The organism is Humitalea rosea, from assembly GCF_003253705.1.
Classification (GTDB): Bacteria; Pseudomonadota; Alphaproteobacteria; order Acetobacterales; family Acetobacteraceae; genus Humitalea; species Humitalea rosea.
Map to the genome: position 1 here is coordinate 101,531 of NZ_QKYU01000008.1, position 17,639 is coordinate 119,169.

The window sequence follows — 17,639 nt, forward strand, 5'->3', positions numbered from 1 at the left end:
TTGCAGTCCTAGAGTGGGTTCACGGAATGCCCGCCATCCACCACCAGCACGGCGCCCGTCATATGGGCGCCGGCCGTGGCGGAGGCGAGGAGGAGGAAAGGCGCGGTCAGATCCTCGGGCGTGCCGAGGCGCCGCTGCGGGATGCGGCGGATCATCGCCTGGCCAGGTTCGGAGGCGAAGAATTCGGCATTGATCCCGGTCGCGACATAGCCCGGCGCCAGCGCATTCACCCGGATATTGTAGCGCGCGAGTTCCACCGCCATCTGCCGCGTCAACTGGTTCAGCCCCGCCTTGGCGGCGGTGTAGCCGGCAACCCCGGCGATGACGCGATCGCCGAGGATGGAGGCGATGTTGACGATGGAGCCCGGCTGCTTCGCCGTGACCAGACGGCGCGCGCCCTCCTGCCCCACCAGGAAGCAGCCACGCAGGTTCACATCGAGCACGCCGTCCCAATCCTCAATGCTCTGTTGCAGGAAGGGGCGGGTGACCGCGATGCCGGCGCAGTTGACGATGATGTCGCAGACGCCGCCGAGCCCCTGTTCCGCCGCATCATAACCGGCCAGGACGGACTCCGGCGAGGTCACATCCATCGCCACCGCCACCGCGCCCTCGCCCAACTCCGCTGCCAGCGTCTCGATCCGATCGACACGCCGGGCCGCCAGCGCCACGCGCGCGCCCGCCGCGTGCAGCACGCGGGAAAAATGCGCGCCCAGGACGCCGGATGCGCCGGAGACCAGCGCGACCCGCCCGTTGACGCTCACGACGGCAACTCCCGCGCCTGATCGCGCAGCACGTTCTTCTGCACCTTGCCGGTGGCGGTGCGCGGCAGCGGGCCGAAGACCACGCTGCGCGGCACCTTGTAGCGGGCGAGGTTCTCGCGGCACCAGGCGATCACCGCCTCGGCGTCCAGCGCCTCGGCATCCTCGGGGCGGATGCTGACGAAGGCGCAGGGGCTCTCGCCCCAGACGTCATCGGGCCGCGCCACCACCGCCGCCTCCAGCACCAGCGGATGGCGGTGCAGCACCTCCTCGACCTCAAGGCTGGAGATGTTCTCGCCCCCGGAAATGATGATGTCCTTGGAGCGGTCCTTCACCTCGATGTAGCCATCGGGGTGTCGCACCGCGAGGTCCCCGGTATGGAACCAGCCGCCGGCAAAGGCCCGCGCGGTCGCCTCCGGCGCCTTGAGGTAGCCGGTCATCACCGTATTCCCACGGATCATGATCTCGCCGAGGCTGACGCCGTCACAGGGCAGTTCGCGCATGGTGTCGGGGTCGGCGACCATCGCTTCCTCCAGGGTCAGCAGCGGCACGCCCTGCCGCGCCATCAGCCGCGAGCGCGCGACGACACCCAGCCCATCCCACGCCTCCTGCCAGGCGCAGAACAGCGAGGGGCCATAGGTTTCGGTCAGCCCGTACAGATGGGTGACGCCGAAGCCCGCCGCCTCCATCGCCTCGATCACCGCACTCGGAGGTGCGGCGCCGCCGGTCGCGATCTGCACCGGATGATCGAAGGCGGTGCGCTCGGCGGCGGGCGCGCGGGCGAGCATGCCGAGCACGACCGGGGCGGCGCAGAAATGCGAGACCTTGTGCTGTGCCACCAGCCGATAGATCGCCGCGGCCTCGACCTTGCGCAGACAGACATGCATGCCGCCCGCGGCGGTGACGGCCCAGGGGTAGCTCCAGCCGTTGCAATGGAACATCGGCAAGGTCCAGAGATACACCGAGCGCGGCCCCAGCCCGAAGGTCAGCGCATTGCCCATGGCGTTCAGATAGGCGCCGCGATGGCTGTAGAGCACGCCCTTCGGGTCGCCCACGGTGCCCGAGGTGTAGTTCAGCGCGATGGCCGCCGTCTCATCCTCCGGCGGGGTCCAGGGGAAGGCGGGATCGCCGGCCTCCAGCAGCGCCTCGTAGCTGGTCGCGGCCAGCGGCGGGTGGCCGGGGGCGGCGGGGTCGTCGATCTCGATCAGCACCGGCGGCGCGGCCAGCAGCGCCAGCGCGGCGCGGACCACCGCGCCCCATTCCCGGTCGGCAATGAGAAGCTTCGCTTCGCCATGGCGCAGGATCAGCGCCAGGGTCGCGGCATCGACGCGGGTGTTGATGGCATTCAGCACGGCGCCGGCGGCGGGGACGCCGAAATGCGCCTCCAGCAGTTCCGGCCCATTGGGGGCCAGCACCGCCACGGTATCGCCCGGCCCGATCCCCGCGCCACGCAGCGCCGAGGCGAGGCGGCGGCAACGGGCGAAGACCTCGGCATAGCTGCGGCGCAGATCGCCATGGATCACCGCGGTCCGGTCGGGCCAGGCCTCGGCCGCACGGCGCAGGAAGCTGATCGGCGAAAGGGGGACGTGGTTGGCCGTCCGGTCAGCCATGCGGCCCATCCTGCCGGCCCCTGTGTAGCCCTGGCCCCCTGCACAACCCTGGCATCGCATCCTCCGATTTTTCGCCGATCTTCGACCATCGGCGGCGTGCGGTCACGCCCTATCGGGCGGGCGGGATCGGTCGCCGGGCGGCGTTTGCGCGACGAAGCCCTCCGGAGCCCGTCATTGCTGCCATGAACGGGCGGGCCTATGGCCGTGGTGCGGGGGGTGGACGCTGCCCCCATCATGCAGGAGATGCGCATGGGCTTCCCTCCCCCCTCCGGCGGCACGGCGGCCCTGGCGGGACTCTGGGCCGCACTCGGCCTGCCGGAAGCGGCGCTGTCCCAGGTGGCGCTGACCGGCACCGATCCGGTGCTGCCCTCCTCCTTCGCGGTCGGCACCGCGGCGCAGGCGAGCATCGCCGCGGCCGCCCTGGCCGCGACCGAGGTGCATCGCCGGCGCGGCGGCGGGCCGCAGCAGGTGGCGGTGGCGATGCGCGATGCCGCCATCGAATTCCGCTCCGAACGCTACCTGCGGATCGGCGAGGGCGTGGCGCCGGAGCTGTGGGACGCGATCGCCGGCCTCTACCGCTGCCAGGATGGCTGGGTGCGGCTCCACACCAATTTCCCGCATCACCGCGACGGCATCCTGCGCCTGCTCGGCGTGGCCCATGACCGCGCTTCGGTCGCGGCGGCGCTGGCGCGGCGCGGGGCGAAGGCCTTCGAGCAGGCGGCGGCCGAGGCCGGGCTGGTCGTGGCCGCCTTGCGCGACTTCGAGGAATGGGATGCCTCCGAGGCCGGGCGCGCGGTCGCGGCCGAACCGCTGGTGGCGGTGGAGCGGATCGGCGATGCCCCGCCCCAGCCGATGCCGCTGGGCGCGCGGCCGCTCGAAGGGCTGCGCGTGCTGGAGCTGACGCGGATCATCGCGGGCCCCGTCGCCGGGCGCGTGCTGGCCGCGCATGGCGCGGAGGTGCTGCATATCTCGGCACCGCATTTGCCGCAGGTCGAGCCGCTGGTGATCGACACCGGGCGCGGCAAGCGCAGCGCCACGCTGGATCTGCGGCAGGAGGCCGATCTTGGCCGCTTCCGCGCGCTCGCGGCCGGGACGGATGTGGTGCTGCAATCCTACCGGCCGGGGGCGCTGGAGGGGTTCGGGCTGGGCCCCGAGGCGCTGGCCGGGCTGCGGCCGGGGCTGATCCACGCCTCGCTCTCGGCCTATGGCTTCACCGGGCCCTGGGCCGGGCGGCGCGGCTTCGACAGCCTGGTGCAAAGCGCCACCGGCCTGAACCGCGCCGAGGCCGCGGCCGCCGGCGGCGGCGAGCCGAAGGCGCTGCCGGCCCAGGTGCTGGACCATGCCGGGGGCACGCTGCTGGCGCTCGGCATACTGACGGCGCTGCTGCGCCGGATGGAGGAGGGCGGGTCCTGGCGGGTGCGCGTGTCGCTGGCGCGGACGGCGCTGTGGCTGCGCGGGTTGCCGCGGGTGGCGGCGGGGTTTGCCGTGGCGGACCCGGGGTTCGAGGATGTCCGTGACCGGCTGGACAGCGTCGAGAGCCCCTTCGGGCGGCTGTCGCTGGTGCGTGGCGCCGCCCGCCTGTCAGCCACGCCCGCGACCTGGGCGACGCCGCCGGTGACACTCGGCACGCATCGCCCGGAGTGGCGCGCTTAGCTGTAGCGATTCTTCGGCATCTTGGCGCCGAGGTTCTCGCGCAGCGTGGTGCCCTCGTATTCGGTGCGGAACATGCCGCGGCGGCGCAGTTCCGGCATGATGAAGGTGACGAAATCATCGAGGCCGAGCGGCAGGATCGGCGGGCAGATGTTGAAGCCATCGGCCGCACCGGCGTCCACCCATGCCTCCATCTCATCCACCACCTGCGGCCCCGTGCCGATCAGCACGCGGGTGCCGAAGCCGGCCGCGGTGATGGTGTAGAGGTCGCGGATCGAGAGATTGTCGTTGCGCGCCATGGTCAGGAGATTCCGGGCGATGCTGCGGACCTTGGGATTGGTCGGCTCCGGCACCGGGCCGTCGAGCGGATAGGCCGACAGATCGCCCATCTGGCCGTAAAGGTAGGACAGACCAAGCTGCGGCGGCACCAGCGCGTTCATCATGTCGTATTTTTCGCGCGCCTCGCTCTCGGTATGGCCGGTGAAGATGGTCAGCCCCGGCATGACCTTCAGCTCATCGCGCCCACGGCCGTATTTCTCCAACCGGTCCTTGAGGTTGTTGTAGTAGCCAAGCCCGGTTTCGAGATCATGCGAGACGGCGTAGACGACTTCGGCGCTGGCGGCGGCGATCTCCATGCCGACCTCCGACACGCCCGCCTGCACCAGGATCGGCCGGCCCTGCGGCGTGCGCTTCACGCTGAGCGGCCCCTGCACGCGGAAATGCTTGCCGACGTGGTTCAGCGCATGCAGCTTGGCGGGGTCGAAGAAGCGCCCGCTCGCCTTGTCCATGCAGAGCGCGTCTTCCTCCCAACTGTCCCACAAGCCCTTGACCACCTCGACGAACTCGGCGGCGCGCTCGTAGCGCGTGGCGTATTCGACGTGCTCCTCGCGGTTGAAGTTCCGCGCCTCGGCATCGGACCAGGAGGTGACGATGTTCCACCCGGCGCGCCCGCCGCTGATGTGGTCGAGCGAGGCGAATTTGCGCGCGATGTGGAAGGGCTCGTTGTAGGTGGTGGAGGCGGTGGAGACCAGGCCGATGCGGCTGGTCACCGCCGACAGCGCCGAGAGCAGGGTCAGCGGCTCCAGCTCCGCCGTCTGCGCCGATTGGCTGAGCGCGCCGGGGGGCTCGTCCCGCGCACGGATGCCGATGCCATCGGCAAGGAAGACCATGTCGAATTTCGCGGCCTCGGCGGTCTGCGCCACGCGGATGAAATGCGACAGCTTGGACGCGCCGGCCGGGTCCGCATCCGGATGGCGCCAGGCCGCGGCGTGATAGCCGAGGTAGCGCATGGACAGGCCGAGCTTGATCTGTGGACGAGTGGTCATGACGGTGTCCTCGCGCGCGCTTCGCGTGCATGCAATGTGCCGAGCAAGGCACGGGTATAGTCGTGCTGCGGATGTTGGAAAACATCCTCGGTCGGCCCGATTTCCAGCAGCTTGCCGAAATGCATCACCGCGATGCGATGGCACAGGAAGCGCGCCACATGCAGGTCATGCGTGATGAAGACCATGGCGAGGCCGGTGCGGGCCTGCACCGCGCGCAACAGGTTCAGGATCTGCGCGCGGACCGAGACATCGAGCTTGGACACCGCCTCATCCGCCACGATCAGCTCCGGCGACAGGGTCAGCGCGCGCCCGATCGCCGCGCGCTGCAACTGCCCGCCCGACATCTGATGCGGGTAGCGGTCGGCGAAGTCCGGCCGCAGCCCCACCTCCTCCAGGCTGCGCGCGACACGCGCGGCGAGGTCGCTGGGCGCGCAGAGCCGGTGCAGGCGTAGCGGCACGGCAAGGGCCTCGCCGACGGTATGCCGCGGGTTGAAGGAGGAGAGCGGGTCCTGGAACACCATCTGCATCGCGCGGCGATGCGGGCGCAGGCCGGCCTCGTCCAGATGCGTGATGTCCAGACCCTTGAGCCGCAGCCGGCCTTCCCGCGGTTCGTAGAGGCGCAGGATGGTCTTGCCGAGCGTCGTCTTGCCGCTGCCGGATTCACCGACCAGACCCAGGATCTCGCCCGGCGCGATGGTGAGGCTCACCCCATCCACCGCACGCAGCACGCCGCCCGGACGGTGCGGATCGCGGAATTCCACGACCAGGTCTTCGATGCTGAGCAAGGGGTCACGCATCGAGCAGGCACCGCATCGCATGGCCCGGCCCGACCGGGCGCATCGGCTGCGGCTGGGCGCAGGCCGGCCGCGCCTGGGCGCAGCGTGGCGCGAAGCCGCAGCCCGGCGGCAGCGCGTCGAGCGCGGGCAACTGACCCGGAATCTCCGCCAGGGTCTCGGCCCGCGCCGCCAGCGCATTGGCGGTGGCGATCAGCCCGCGGGTATAGGGGTGGCGGGGCGCGGCAAGGATGTCGGCGGTGGGCCCGGTCTCGACGATCTGGCCGGCGTACATCACGGCGATGCGGTCGGCGATCTGGGCCGCGACGCCGATGTCATGGGTGATGAAGATGAAGCCCGCGGCCAGGCGTTTTTGCAGGTCGCGGAACAAGGCAAGAATCTGTTCCTCGACGATGTTGTCGAGATTCGTCGTCGGCTCATCGGCGACGATCAGGCTGGGCTTGAGCGCCACGATCATCGCGATCAGCGCGCGTTGCAGCATGCCGCCCGAAAGCTGGTGCGGGTAGCGTTCCAACACCGCCGCCGGCTGCGGGATGCCGACGCCATCGAGCAGTTCCAGCGCCCGCTCGCGCCACGGGCCGTCGTGCCCCGCGCGCGCGATCGCGGTGCGCAGATGCCAGCCGATGCGCTTGGCCGGGTTGAAGGACCCGACCGGGTCCTGGAACACCATCGCAAGCTCCCGCCCCCGCAGCGGGCGGAACTCGCGTTCGGGCAGAGAGGCGATGTCGCGATCCTTGTAGATCAGCACATCAGCCTCGGTCCGCAGCCCGTCGGGCAGCAGCCGCAGCAACGACAGGCAGGCGACCGTCTTGCCCGAGCCGGATTCCCCGATCAGCCCGAGCGTCTCGCCTTCATCCAGGTCGATGTCGATGCCGCGCACCACCGCCAGCGGCCCGGCGGTGACGCGCAGGTTGCGCACCTCCAGCAGCCGGCTCACGGCCCGGCCGCCTGCCGCAGCCGCGGGTCGGTCAGGTCGCGCAGCGCATCGCCCAACAGGTTCAGCCCGAGCAGCGCCACCGAGACGACAAGGCCGGTCATCGTCAGAACCCAGGGTCCGCGCGTAAAATACTCGCGCCCATCGGCAAGGATGACGCCGAGCGAAGGCATCGGGGGCTGCACGCCGAGGCCGAGGAAGGAGAGCCCCGCCTCCATCACGATGCCGAAGGCGAGGCCGACGCTCGCCTGCACCAGCAGGGTCGGGAAAATGTTCGGCAGGATCTCGCGCAGCAGGATGCGCCCGCCCCCCTGCCCCATCAGCCGCGCGGCCTGCACGAAGGGCTCATGCATCAAGGTGCGCGTGAGGTTGCGCGCCAGCCGCGCGAAGATCGGCAGATAGGCCAGCGCCACCGCGATGATGATGTTGTGCAGCCCGAAGCCGAGCACGACCATCATGAACAGCGCGAGCACGAAGCTCGGGAAAGCGAAAAGCAGGTCACAGGCGGCCATCAGCGCGACCTCGAACATCCCCCCGCGCCAGGCCGCCGTCATGCCCGCCGCCACGCCCAGCACCGCGCCGATGCCGACGCCGCAGAGGCTGATGAACAGCGACACCCGCCCCCCCGACAGCACACGCGACAGCACGTCCCGCCCGAAGGAATCCGTGCCGAGCCAATGCGTCATGTCGGGCGGCGTCAGCACCGCGATGAAATCCATCTCGGTGGGGGAGAAGGGCGTGATCCAGGGCCCCGCGATCACCCCGAACAGCGTGAGCAAGGTCAGCCCCAGCCCGACCACAAGGGTGCGGCTGCGCAAGGCGCGCCTCATCGCCCGCGCGCCTTGGGGTCCAGCCGCGCGCAGAGCAGATCGACCAGAAGATTTGTTCCCAGCACGATGACGAGGAAGGTCAACGCGCAGGCCTGGATCACCGGATAATCACGCCCGAAGGCGCCATCGACCATCAGCGAGCCGATGCCGGGGATGCCGAAGACGCGCTCGATCACCACCACCCCGCCCAGCAGATAGCGCACCTGCAAGCCGATGATGGTGACATAGGGGATCAGCGCATTGCGGAAGATCGTGTGCAGGAACACGAAGGAGGATGACAGCCCGAGCGAGCGCTGCACCTGCACATAGGGCCGGTGCATCACCTCCAGCAGCGCCGCCCGCAGCACCCGCGAAAACACCGCCGCCATGGGCGCGGCGATCGCCAGCGCCGGCAGGAAGCCCGAAAGCAGCGCGCCCGGCAGCGAGTCGGACGGCGAGACGAAACCATAGGAGGGGAAGATCGGCAGGTTCAGCGCCAGGAAGAAGACCAGCACATAGCCCAGCCAGAAATCCGGCATCGACACGCCCAGCACCGCGAAGGAGGTCATCAGCGTATCCAGCGCCGTCCCGCGCGACAATGCGGCGACCGTGCCGACGATCATCGAGATGACGCCGGCAAGGATCAGCGCATAGAGCCCGATGAAGGCCGTGACCGGCAAGCGCCCGGCGATGAGCTGCCCGACCGGCACCCCGCCCGCGAGCGTCAGCGATCGCCCGAAATCGCCGCGCAGCGCGCCGGAGATCCAGGTCGCGAATTGCTCGCCGACCGGCAGGTCCAAATTGTGCAACCGGCGGAAGGCCGCGACCAGCTCCGGCCGCGCATTCTCGCCGAGTGCGGACAGCGCCGGATCGCCCGGCGCCGCCTTCATCGCGAAGAACACCACCATGGCCCCGGCGAGAACGGTGAGCAGCAGGACCGCCGCCCGCCGGGATGCCGCCATCAACAAACCGCGTTACCCAATCGCCATGGTCGCGAACTGGTCGCCGAAGTTGGAGTAGGGCAGTTGCGTGAAGCCCGTGACATTGCTCGCCAGCAGATTGTGCACATTGGAGCAGAACAGCGGGATCACCGGCATATCCTCGATCCAGAGATGTTCGCTCTGCTTGTACAGCGCGCCGCGCCTGGCCGGGTCCAGCTCCCGCCGTGCCTGGATCAGCAACGTGTCCAGCGCCGGATTGGCGTAGCCCGCGAAGTTGCGCCAGCCGCTGCTGTGCAGCAGATCGTAGGAATACTCATCCGGATCGATCATGCCGAGCCAGCCCCAGGTCCCGGCCTGATAGTCGCCCGCGCGGATGCGCGAGAAGACGGTATTGGCCTCGGTCACCTCGACAGTGAGGTTGGTGCCGAGCACCTGGTTGACCTGCGCCGCCACGACCTCGCCGAAGCGCTTCCACCAGCCCGAACCCCAGGTCAGGATCGCGCCCGTGGTGCCGGCGCCGTATTTCGACTTCGCAAGCTCGGCCCGCGCGCGTTCGGCGTTGAAGGTGGTCAACGGCTTCGGCGTGGCATCGTAGGAGGCGGTGAGCGAGGGCGGGATCAGCGCCGGCGTGGCCACGCCCTCGCCGAACAGCACGATGCGCACCAGCACGTCGCGGTTGATGGCGAGCGAGACGGCGCGGCGGAAATGCACGTCGTCGAAGGGCGGCTTGCGGGTGTTGAGTTGCAGGAAGCGCGTGTTCAGGCCCGGCTGCTTCAGCACCTTGATGTCCGGGCGCCGCTCCAAGGTCGGGATGTCGGCGAAGGGCGCGGTGCTGGTCAGATCGATCTGCTTGCCCATGAGCGCGGTGACGCCGCTGCTCTCCTCGGCGATCAGCGGGATCTCGATCTCGGGAATGCGGTTGCGGCCGGGGATGAAATAATCCTCGAACAGCGAAAGCTTCAGCGCCTGCCCCGGTTCCCAGGCGCGCAGCCTGTAGGCGCCGGTGCCGATCGGCTTGCGGCCATAGCCCGCCGGATCGGCCTGCACCGCCTTGCGCGACAGGATCTGCGTGCCGGTGCGCGCATTGGTCAGGAAGGTCAGCAGCGGCGCGAAGGGCTCGGCCGTGCGCAGCCGCACGGTCAGCGGATCGGGCACCTCGATCGCGCTCAGCGCCGAGACCTTGCTGCGGTTCGGCGAACGCGTCGCCTCATCCATCAGCCGTTCCAGCGTGAACTTCACATCATCCGCGGTCAGCACGCTGCCGTCATGGAACTTCACGCCCGAACGCAGCTTGAATTCCAGCGCGCCATCATCGGTGACGCGATAGCTCTCGGCCAGTTCCGGCACGAGTTGCATCTGGCTGTCGAACTTCAGCAAACCATTGTACAGGCCCCAGATCACATAGAATTCCGGGATCAGCGCGGCCGCCGCGGGGTCCAGCGTATTGACCACATTGTAGCCCGTGATCGCCGCGCGCAGCACGCCAGGTGCCGCCAGCGCCGGGCCCGACCAGCCGCTGCCCGCCAGCACGCCGAGGCCGGCCCCGGCCCCCAGCACCCCACGCCGGGAAATCCCGGCCACATGCGAAGCCTCGGTCATGTCATGCTCCCGAACGTAACGTTGAAAGTCTGGCGTTCAGTATACAGACGCCTTGACGGTCTTGTGCAAGCACCTATTTTTCGTTGATATGCTCCCATTGTACGGCAATGCCGCATCTTTTCTCGGCGATTGCCCGCCAGTTCGGCATACTGAAAGGGAGAGGCCGCATGGGTGACAGTCAGCCGGCCGCCCTCTCCGGCAGCGGCCAGCCGGGCGGGCTCGGGCAGGATCTCCACGCGCGGATGAAGGCGGAGATCACCTCCCTCCGCCTCGCCCCCGGCACCCCGTTGCAGGAGGTCGCCCTCGCCCAGCGCTTCGGCGTCAGCCGCACCCCGGTGCGCGAGACGCTGCAACGCCTGCTGCGCGACGGGCTGGTCGATCGCCACGGCCGCTTCTACCGCGTCATCACCCTCACCGACGGCGAGGTGCGCGACCTGTGCGAATTGCGCGAGGCGCTGGAATGCATGGCCGTCGCTTTGGCCGTGCAGCGCGATCCTTCCGCGCATGAGGCGCTGGAGGCGCTGATCGCGCGGCAGGAGGATGCCCGCGCGCGCAACGATCTCGATGCCTTCAACGATCTCGACGGCGCCTTCCACCTTCGTATCGCCGAGGGCGCGGGCAATGCCGCCTTGCGCCGCCAACTCGAAACCCTGCATGACAAGGTCTGCCTCGTGCGCGGCATGGAACAGCGCCGGCCGCATTGGCTGACCCGCGTCATCGCCGAGCATCGCCGTATCCTCAGCGGCTTCCAGCGCGGCGATCCCGAAATCGCGGCCGCCGAGATGCGTTACCACATCCGCAGCGTCGTCGCGCTGCGCCCCGCCCCTGCCGGAACAGCGTAAGGACCACCGACCCAATGCCGCATACCAACACGCCGCCGGATGGCAGCGATGTCGCGATCATCGGCGCCGGCATCATCGGCAGCGCCACGGCCCTGGAACTCGCGCGGCGCGGCCTCTCGGTCACGGTGTTCGAGCGGGGCGAGCCGGGGGCCGAGCAATCCTCCCGCGCCTGGGGCTTCGTGCGCCAGCAGGGGCGCCACCCGGCGGAACTGCCGCTGGCGGCCGAGGCCAATGCGCTCTGGGCCGAGATCACCGCGCAACGCGGTGCCACCGCCACCGGATTCCAGCCCGCCGGCATCCTGACCCCGGCCGAAACCGCGGAGGATGAGGAGCGCGTCGCCTGCGCCCAGCAGGATGCGGCGGGCTTCGGGCTGCGCGCGCGCATCCTCACCCCCGCCGAACTGTCGGCACGGCTGCCGCAATTGGCTGGCCCCTGGCGTTCCGCCCTGCTCACCGAGGGCGATGGCTATGCCGAGCCGGCCCTGGCCACCGGCACCATCATCGCCCTGGCGCGCGAGGCCGGCGTGCGGTTCCGCACCAAAACCCCGGTGCTGGAGGTCAGCCTCCAGGCCGGCCAGGTCGAGGGCGTGGTCACGGCGCGGGGGCTGCACCGCGCGAGGGTGGTGGTGCTGGCCAATGGCGTCGGCGCCGCCTCGCTCGGCCGCCGCCTCGGGCTCGCGATGCCGATCCAGATCGTGCGCTCCTCGGTCGGGCGCACCGTGGCGGCGCCGGTCTTCACCGATCTGGCGCTCTGGGGGCCGCGGGTCGCCTATCGGCCGCGGCCGGATGGCAGCTTCGTCATCGGCAATGGCTATCGCGGCGTCGGCGGGGATTACGATTTGACGCCCAATTCCTTCCGCCAGCTTCGCCATTTCCTCCCCGCCTATCGCCGCAACTGGCGGCTGCTGCGGCTGACCCTGGGGCGGGAGTTCTTCGACCAGTTGAAGGCCGCCGGCCCCGAGGCCCCGGTCGAGCCGCCGGTGAACCGCGGCAAGATCGCGCGCAACCTCGCGGCCTTCCACCGGCTGTTCCCGCATCTGGGCGGGGTCGGGCTGGAGACCGCCTGGGCCGGGCGCATCGACCTCACGCCCGACGTCATCCCCATCATCGACCGCCCCTGGGCCGATCGCGGGCTCTACCTCGCCGCCGGGTTTTCCGGCCATGGGTTTGCGTTGGGCCCCTCGGTCGGGCGGCAGATGGCGCAATGGATCGCGACCGGGCGGCCGGGGCTGGATCTGCACCCCTTCCGCCTCTCCCGCTTCACCGATGGCGGGGCCGCCCATGCGCGGCATTCGCTCTGACCGCACGCCTTCCCCGGCCCGGGAACCGCCCCCATATGCCCGCCATGCTCCCCCTCTCGGTCCTCGACCTCTCCCCCGTCCCCGAAGGCAGCGATGCCGGGCAGGCGCTCCGCAACTCCGCCGATCTGGCACGGCATGCCGACGCCCTCGGCTACCGGCGCTTCTGGATGGCCGAGCACCACAACATGCCCGGCATCGCCAGTGCCGCGACCGCGGTCGCCCTGGCCCATGTCGCCTCCGGCACGCGCAGCATCCGCATCGGCGCCGGCGGCATCATGCTGCCGAACCACGCGCCGCTGATGGTGGCCGAGCAGTTCGGCACCCTGGCGGCGCTGTATCCGGGGCGGATCGACCTCGGCCTCGGCAGGGCGCCGGGCAGCGACCAGGCCACGATGCGGGCGCTGCGGCGGAACCTCGCCGGCGATGTCGATGATTTTCCACGCGATGTGATGGAGCTGGCGGCGTATTTCGAGCCGGCGGTGCCGGGCCAGATGATCCAGGCGGTGCCGGGTGCCGGGCTCGCGGTCGAGATGTGGATCCTCGGCTCCAGCACCTATGGCGCCCAGCTCGCGGCGGCCCTCGGCCTGCCCTATGCCTTCGCCTCGCATTTCGCCCCGGGCCAGATGCGGGAGGCGGTGTCGATCTACCGCGAGCGCTTCCGCCCCTCCGAGCGGCTCGCCGCCCCGCATGTCATGCTCGGCGTGAATGTCTTCGCGGCGGAGACGGATGCGGCGGCGCGGCTGCTCTACAGCTCGCTGCAACAGGCCTTCGTGAACCTGCGGACCGGGCGGCCGGGCAAGCTGCCGGCGCCGCGGGAAGGCTTCGCCGAAGGGCTGGACCCGCGGCTGCAAGCGATGCTGGACCAGTCGCTGTCCTGCTCCATCGTCGGTGGGCCGGAGACGGTGCGGCAGGGCCTGCGGGATTTCGTGGCCAGCACCGGCGCGGATGAGCTGATGGTCACGGCGCAGATCCACGACCACGCCGCGCGGCTACGCTCCTTCGCGATCCTCTCCGAGGTCGCGAAGGAGGCCGTGCCGGCGCTGGGCTGACGCGGGGCTTAGGGCATTTTCTCGTCGGGTGGAGTCACCCGACGATTCGGAAAATGTGAAAAAACAACGAGCTAGAGCGGTTGACGTGAGCGCAAGCGAACGGAAACCGCCCTAGTGCGACAGCATCACGGGGCCGGTGCCATGCCGCAGCATGGCCCGGGTCACCCCGCCCAGCAGCAATTCCCGCAGGCGGCCATGGCCGTAGCCGCCGATCACCAGCAGGTCGGCGTCGGAATCCGAAACCTCGTTCAGCAGCACGTCATGGGCGTTGAGCAGCCCCGCCGCGGCGGTGGCGACGCTCACCTTCACCCCATGCCGGGCCAGATGCCGGCCCAGATCCTCGGCCGTCAAAAGGGCTTCCTTCTCACCCTCGATCGGGATGGTCGCGATGGTCAGCACCCGCACCATCTCGGCGCCGCGCAGGACCGGCAAGGCATCGGCCACCGCCCGGGCGCATTCGCGCGTGGCGTTCCAGCCGATCAGCACGCGCTGGCCGATATTGCCGCAGGGGAAGGCCTGCGGCACCACCAGCACCGGCCTGCCGGAGGCGAACAGCACCTCCTCGGCGATATCGATGCCGACGACCTCGCCCGCGGGGCGGCTGAACATCGTGACATCGACGTAGCGCGCATGCAGCGCCACCGTGGCGGAGGGCAGGCCCTCGACCACCCGCCATTCGCCGGAAATCCCCTCCAGGCGCAGCCGCTCCTCGAAGATCGCCTGGACCTTGGCGGCGTTCTCCAGCGCGGCCTTGCGGCTCTCGTCGGCGAAGCGCTGCACGATCATCGGGTCCATGTAGCCATCGGTGACCATCGCGAGCGGCCGTGCCGTCTCATAGACATTGAGCCCGATGAGATGGGCGCCATAGCGGCGGGCCATCGGCACGGCGGCATCCAGCAGGGCGCTCGCCGCGGCCACATCCGGCAGATGCAGCAGGATATCCTTGAAGCCCATGAGTCTGTTCCTTCCCTCTAGCGTGTCTGGTGTCTGGTGTCCGGCGTCTGGCGGCCGTTCAGCCCTTGTCGCCCGAAAGCGCGGTCAGCGCCGCGATGTCGCGGAGCACGACGTGATGCGGTGTGGGCAGGTCGATCAGCGCCTCGCGGCGAAGCTGGCTCATCGCCCGGCTGACCGTCTCGATCGTCAGGCCCAGATAATCGCCGATGTCCTGCCGCGACATCGGCAGGTCGAACCGGGTGGGTTCGTCCCGGCCGATCCGCTCCGACATGTCGATCAGGAAGGAGGCGACGCGCTCCATCGCCGCCTTGCGGCCCAGCACCAGCATCCGCCGGTGCGCGGCGCGCAGGCCGAGGCAGGCGACGTCATAGAGCCTTCGGGCCGCCGCGGGATTCTCCGCCGCATGCTGTTCCAGCGACTGGCGGCGGTAGCGCAGCAGCACGGCATCGCTGACCGCTTCGGCCGAGAGCGCGTGGCGGCCCAGGGATTCGGTGCCGAACATATCCTCCGGCATATGGAATTCGATGATCTGGCGCCGGCCGTCCTGCATCTGGTTCGTCAGGCGGATGCAGCCGGATTTGACGCGGTAGAGGTAGTCCGCGTCCTCACCCGCGCTGAACACCGATTGCTCCCGGCGCATGGTCACCAGGCTGCCCAGCACCGGCGCCGGGCTCGGCAGCGCGACGCTGGGCCGGGCCCGGGGCGCCACCGCGTAAAGCTGCGGCATTGCGCGGGGGGCGGTCGTGCTTGCGAACTGCGGGTGCATGCGATTGCCTTTCGGTTCGTCAGGCCCCAAAACTGACAGGGTCGCCGCCCGAAAAATATTGGTGACTTCCCCATTGGGGAAACCACGTAGTGCCCCTGCGGACCCCGGGTGCCGCGAATGCAGGGCGGAGGACACGCGCGCGCATGCCGCCTTGCCAGCACGAGACCGGGGCCCACCCCGAGGCGGAGCGGGACGCCTGGCTTGCCGCCATCGTCGGCGCGTCCCGCGACGCCATCATCAGCGCCACGCTGGACGGGCGGATCGCGAGCTGGAATGCCGGCGCCGAGGCGCTGTTCGGCTACCCGGCCGCCGAGGCGATCGGCCAGCCGGTCGAATTGCTCTCCTGCCCCGAAACGCCGACGGATATGTACGGCCGCCTCGCCCAGGCCGCCGGCCGGGGCGAGGCGATGCAGCCCTTCGATGCGGTGCAGCGGCGCAAGGACGGCAGCCATGTGGATGTGCATATCGCGGTCTCCCCCGTGCGCGACGCGCAGGGGCGTGCGATAGGCGTCTCGGGCATCATCCGGGACATCACCGCGGCCAAGCTCGTGCAATCGGCGGTGGAACAGCGCCAGGCGCAGCTCAGCTCCATCCTGGAAACCGCGCCCGACGGCGTGATCGTCATCGATGAGCTGGGGCTGGTCCGCTCCTTCAACCCGGCCGCCGAGCGCATCTTCGGCTACACCGCCGCCGAGGTGGAGGGGCGCAATGTCGCCATGCTGATGGCCGCCCCGCACCGGCGCCAGCACGACGGCTACCTCAGCCACTACCGCGCGACCGGGGAGCGCCGCGTCATCGGCATCGGCCGCGTGGTGTCGGGCCAGCGCAAGGACGGCACCACCTTCCCGCTGGATCTGGCGGTGGGCGAGGCGCGCGGCGGCGGCACACGGGTCTTCACCGGCTTCATCCGCGACCTGACCGACAAGCGCCGGGCGGAGGCCGAACGGCAGGAATTGCAGGCCGAGCTGCTGCATGTCTCCCGCCTCGGGGTGCTCGGCCAGATGGCGACGACCCTGGCGCATGAGCTGAACCAGCCGCTGACCGCCGTCGCCAACTACATGAAGGCCGCCCAGCGGCTGGTGGAGAACGACACCCCGGGCAGCGCGGCCCGGGTGGCCGAGGCGATGGACAAGGCCGCCGCCCAGGCCCGCCGCGCCGGGGAGATCATCCGCCGCCTGCGCGAATTCGCCTCCCGCGGGGAGACGGAGAAGCGGCGGGAATCCGTCGCGACCCTGCTGGAGGAGGCGACCAACCTCGCCTTCATCGGCGCCAAGCAGCGCGGCATCACCTGCACCCTGGAGATCGACCCGGCCTGCGGCTTCGTGCTGGTGGACAAGGTGCAGATCCAGCAGGTGCTGCTGAACCTGATCCGCAACGCCATCGAGGCGATGGACAGCTGGAGCCGCCAGTTCGTCACCGTCACCGCCACCGCGCAGGAGGAGAGCGTGGAGATCACCGTGACCGACACCGGCCCCGGGCTCGCGCCGGAGGTGGCGGACCAGCTGTTCCGCCCCTTCGTCACCACCAAGCGCAGCGGCATGGGCGTCGGGCTTTCGATCTGCCTTGCGATCGTGGAGGCGCATGGCGGCCGGATCTGGGCCAGCCCCAACCCCGGCGGCGGCACGATCTTCCGCTTCACCCTGCTCGCCATGCCCGAAAACGCCGCCGCATGACCGTGCTCAGCCTGATCCACGTCATCGACGATGACGAGGCGGTTCGCGACTCGCTCCAGTTCCTGCTGGAGGAGGCGGGCTACCGGGTGCGGCTGCACGGCTCGGCGCTGGCCTTCCTCGACGAGGCGCCGGCCTCGGTGGCCGGGGGCTGCGTCATCAGCGACGTGCGCATGCCCGGGATGGATGGGCTGGAGCTGCAGGCGGCCCTGGCGCGGCGAGGCGACTGCCTGCAACTGATCTTCATGACCGGCCACGGCGATGTGCCGCTGGCGGTGCGGGCGCTGAAGGCGGGGGCGATCGACTTCCTGGAAAAGCCCTTCGGCGAGGAGGCCATCCTGGCCGCGGTGGAAAGCGCGCTGTCACGGGCCCGGCAGCAGCACGACCGGGCGGGCGCGGCCCTCCTCGCGCGGGAGCGCCTCGCGACGCTGACCCCGCGGGAACGCGAGGTGCTGGAGGCGCTGGTCGCCGGAAACCCCAACAAGACCATCGCCTTCGACCTCGGGCTCAGCCCGCGGACCGTCGAGGTCCACCGCGCCCGCGTGATGGAGAAGATGCAGGCGCGCAGCCTGTCGGAGCTGGTCCGGCTCAGCCTGGCCGCCACCCAGGGCTGACAAGCCCGGCCTGCTTGCGCGAG

At 70.1% G+C, this 17,639-nt stretch carries 16 protein-coding genes; 6 read left to right on the forward strand and 10 right to left on the reverse strand.

The genetic code is table 11. From position 1 onward, the window contains the following. Positions 1-8: 8 nt before the first annotated feature. Positions 9-761: an SDR family NAD(P)-dependent oxidoreductase gene (locus C8P66_RS08590; protein WP_111397837.1), complete on the reverse strand. Its 753-nt coding sequence runs from the start codon at positions 759-761 to the stop codon at positions 9-11. Further along, positions 758-2,368 (reverse strand): AMP-binding protein, encoded by a 1,611-nt coding sequence (locus C8P66_RS08595; protein ID WP_245903334.1) that lies wholly within the window; start codon positions 2,366-2,368, stop codon positions 758-760. Before C8P66_RS08595 ends, C8P66_RS08590 begins: the two co-directional genes overlap by 4 nt. 249 nt (positions 2,369-2,617) lie before the next feature. Between C8P66_RS08595 and C8P66_RS08600 the strand changes: the two genes are divergently transcribed. Next, positions 2,618-4,021 carry a CoA transferase gene (locus C8P66_RS08600; RefSeq protein ID WP_211314081.1) on the forward strand — a complete coding sequence of 468 codons (1,404 nt, stop codon included), beginning with the start codon at positions 2,618-2,620 and terminating at the stop codon, positions 4,019-4,021. On the opposite strand, the gene C8P66_RS08605 is transcribed toward C8P66_RS08600, so the two are convergent. The 6 genes from C8P66_RS08605 to C8P66_RS08630 are packed head-to-tail and all read right to left on the reverse strand — an operon-like array spanning position 4,018 to position 10,420. Continuing rightward, entirely contained in the window at positions 4,018-5,343 is a 1,326-nt protein-coding gene (locus C8P66_RS08605) for an LLM class flavin-dependent oxidoreductase (protein WP_111397839.1), read from the reverse strand. The genes C8P66_RS08600 and C8P66_RS08605 overlap by 4 nt on opposite strands. Beyond that, a complete protein-coding gene (locus C8P66_RS08610; protein WP_111397840.1) occupies positions 5,340-6,140 on the reverse strand; it encodes an ATP-binding cassette domain-containing protein in 801 nt (266 codons plus the stop codon). The genes C8P66_RS08605 and C8P66_RS08610 overlap by 4 nt, the downstream gene beginning before the upstream one ends. Then, entirely contained in the window at positions 6,133-7,074 is a 942-nt protein-coding gene (locus C8P66_RS08615; protein WP_111397841.1) for an ABC transporter ATP-binding protein, read from the reverse strand. The genes C8P66_RS08610 and C8P66_RS08615 overlap by 8 nt, the downstream gene beginning before the upstream one ends. Next, positions 7,071-7,901, reverse strand: coding sequence for an ABC transporter permease (locus tag C8P66_RS08620; protein ID WP_111397842.1), 831 nt, complete (start codon positions 7,899-7,901; stop codon positions 7,071-7,073). The genes C8P66_RS08615 and C8P66_RS08620 overlap by 4 nt, the downstream gene beginning before the upstream one ends. Next, the gene (locus tag C8P66_RS08625; RefSeq protein ID WP_111397843.1) at positions 7,898-8,842 is read right to left on the reverse strand and encodes an ABC transporter permease; all 945 of its coding nucleotides are present in this window, start codon (positions 8,840-8,842) and stop codon (positions 7,898-7,900) included. Before C8P66_RS08625 ends, C8P66_RS08620 begins: the two co-directional genes overlap by 4 nt. A 12-nt stretch (positions 8,843-8,854) precedes the next feature. Beyond that, the gene (locus C8P66_RS08630) at positions 8,855-10,420 is read right to left on the reverse strand and encodes an ABC transporter substrate-binding protein (protein WP_111397844.1); all 1,566 of its coding nucleotides are present in this window, start codon (positions 10,418-10,420) and stop codon (positions 8,855-8,857) included. A 167-nt stretch (positions 10,421-10,587) separates the two neighbouring features. Between C8P66_RS08630 and C8P66_RS08635 the strand changes: the two genes are divergently transcribed. The 3 genes from C8P66_RS08635 to C8P66_RS08645 are packed head-to-tail and all read left to right on the forward strand — an operon-like array spanning position 10,588 to position 13,612. Further along, positions 10,588-11,262 (forward strand): GntR family transcriptional regulator, encoded by a 675-nt coding sequence (locus C8P66_RS08635; protein WP_211314082.1) that lies wholly within the window; start codon positions 10,588-10,590, stop codon positions 11,260-11,262. A gap of 14 nt (positions 11,263-11,276) precedes the next feature. Beyond that, positions 11,277-12,563: an NAD(P)/FAD-dependent oxidoreductase gene (locus C8P66_RS08640; protein ID WP_111397846.1), complete on the forward strand. Its 1,287-nt coding sequence runs from the start codon at positions 11,277-11,279 to the stop codon at positions 12,561-12,563. Between the two features lie 44 nt (positions 12,564-12,607). Continuing rightward, a complete protein-coding gene (locus tag C8P66_RS08645; protein ID WP_111397913.1) occupies positions 12,608-13,612 on the forward strand; it encodes an LLM class flavin-dependent oxidoreductase in 1,005 nt (334 codons plus the stop codon). Positions 13,613-13,723: 111 nt separating this feature from the next. Here C8P66_RS08645 and C8P66_RS08650 read toward each other — a convergent pair whose 3' ends face one another. Beyond that, on the reverse strand, positions 13,724-14,566 hold the full coding sequence (locus tag C8P66_RS08650) for a universal stress protein (RefSeq protein ID WP_111397847.1): 843 nt from the start codon (positions 14,564-14,566) through the stop codon (positions 13,724-13,726). A gap of 58 nt (positions 14,567-14,624) precedes the next feature. Then, entirely contained in the window at positions 14,625-15,293 is a 669-nt protein-coding gene (locus C8P66_RS08655; RefSeq protein ID WP_158537163.1) for a helix-turn-helix domain-containing protein, read from the reverse strand. Positions 15,294-15,475: 182 nt separating this feature from the next. Here C8P66_RS08655 and C8P66_RS08660 point away from each other — a divergent pair, with 182 nt between their 5' ends. Together C8P66_RS08660 and fixJ are read left to right on the forward strand one after the other, a co-directional pair. Further along, positions 15,476-17,005: a PAS domain-containing sensor histidine kinase gene (locus tag C8P66_RS08660; protein WP_111397849.1), complete on the forward strand. Its 1,530-nt coding sequence runs from the start codon at positions 15,476-15,478 to the stop codon at positions 17,003-17,005. Next, positions 17,002-17,616, forward strand: coding sequence for a response regulator FixJ (gene fixJ, locus C8P66_RS08665; RefSeq protein WP_111397850.1), 615 nt, complete (start codon positions 17,002-17,004; stop codon positions 17,614-17,616). The genes C8P66_RS08660 and fixJ overlap by 4 nt, the downstream gene beginning before the upstream one ends. The last annotated feature ends 23 nt before the right edge of the window (positions 17,617-17,639 follow it).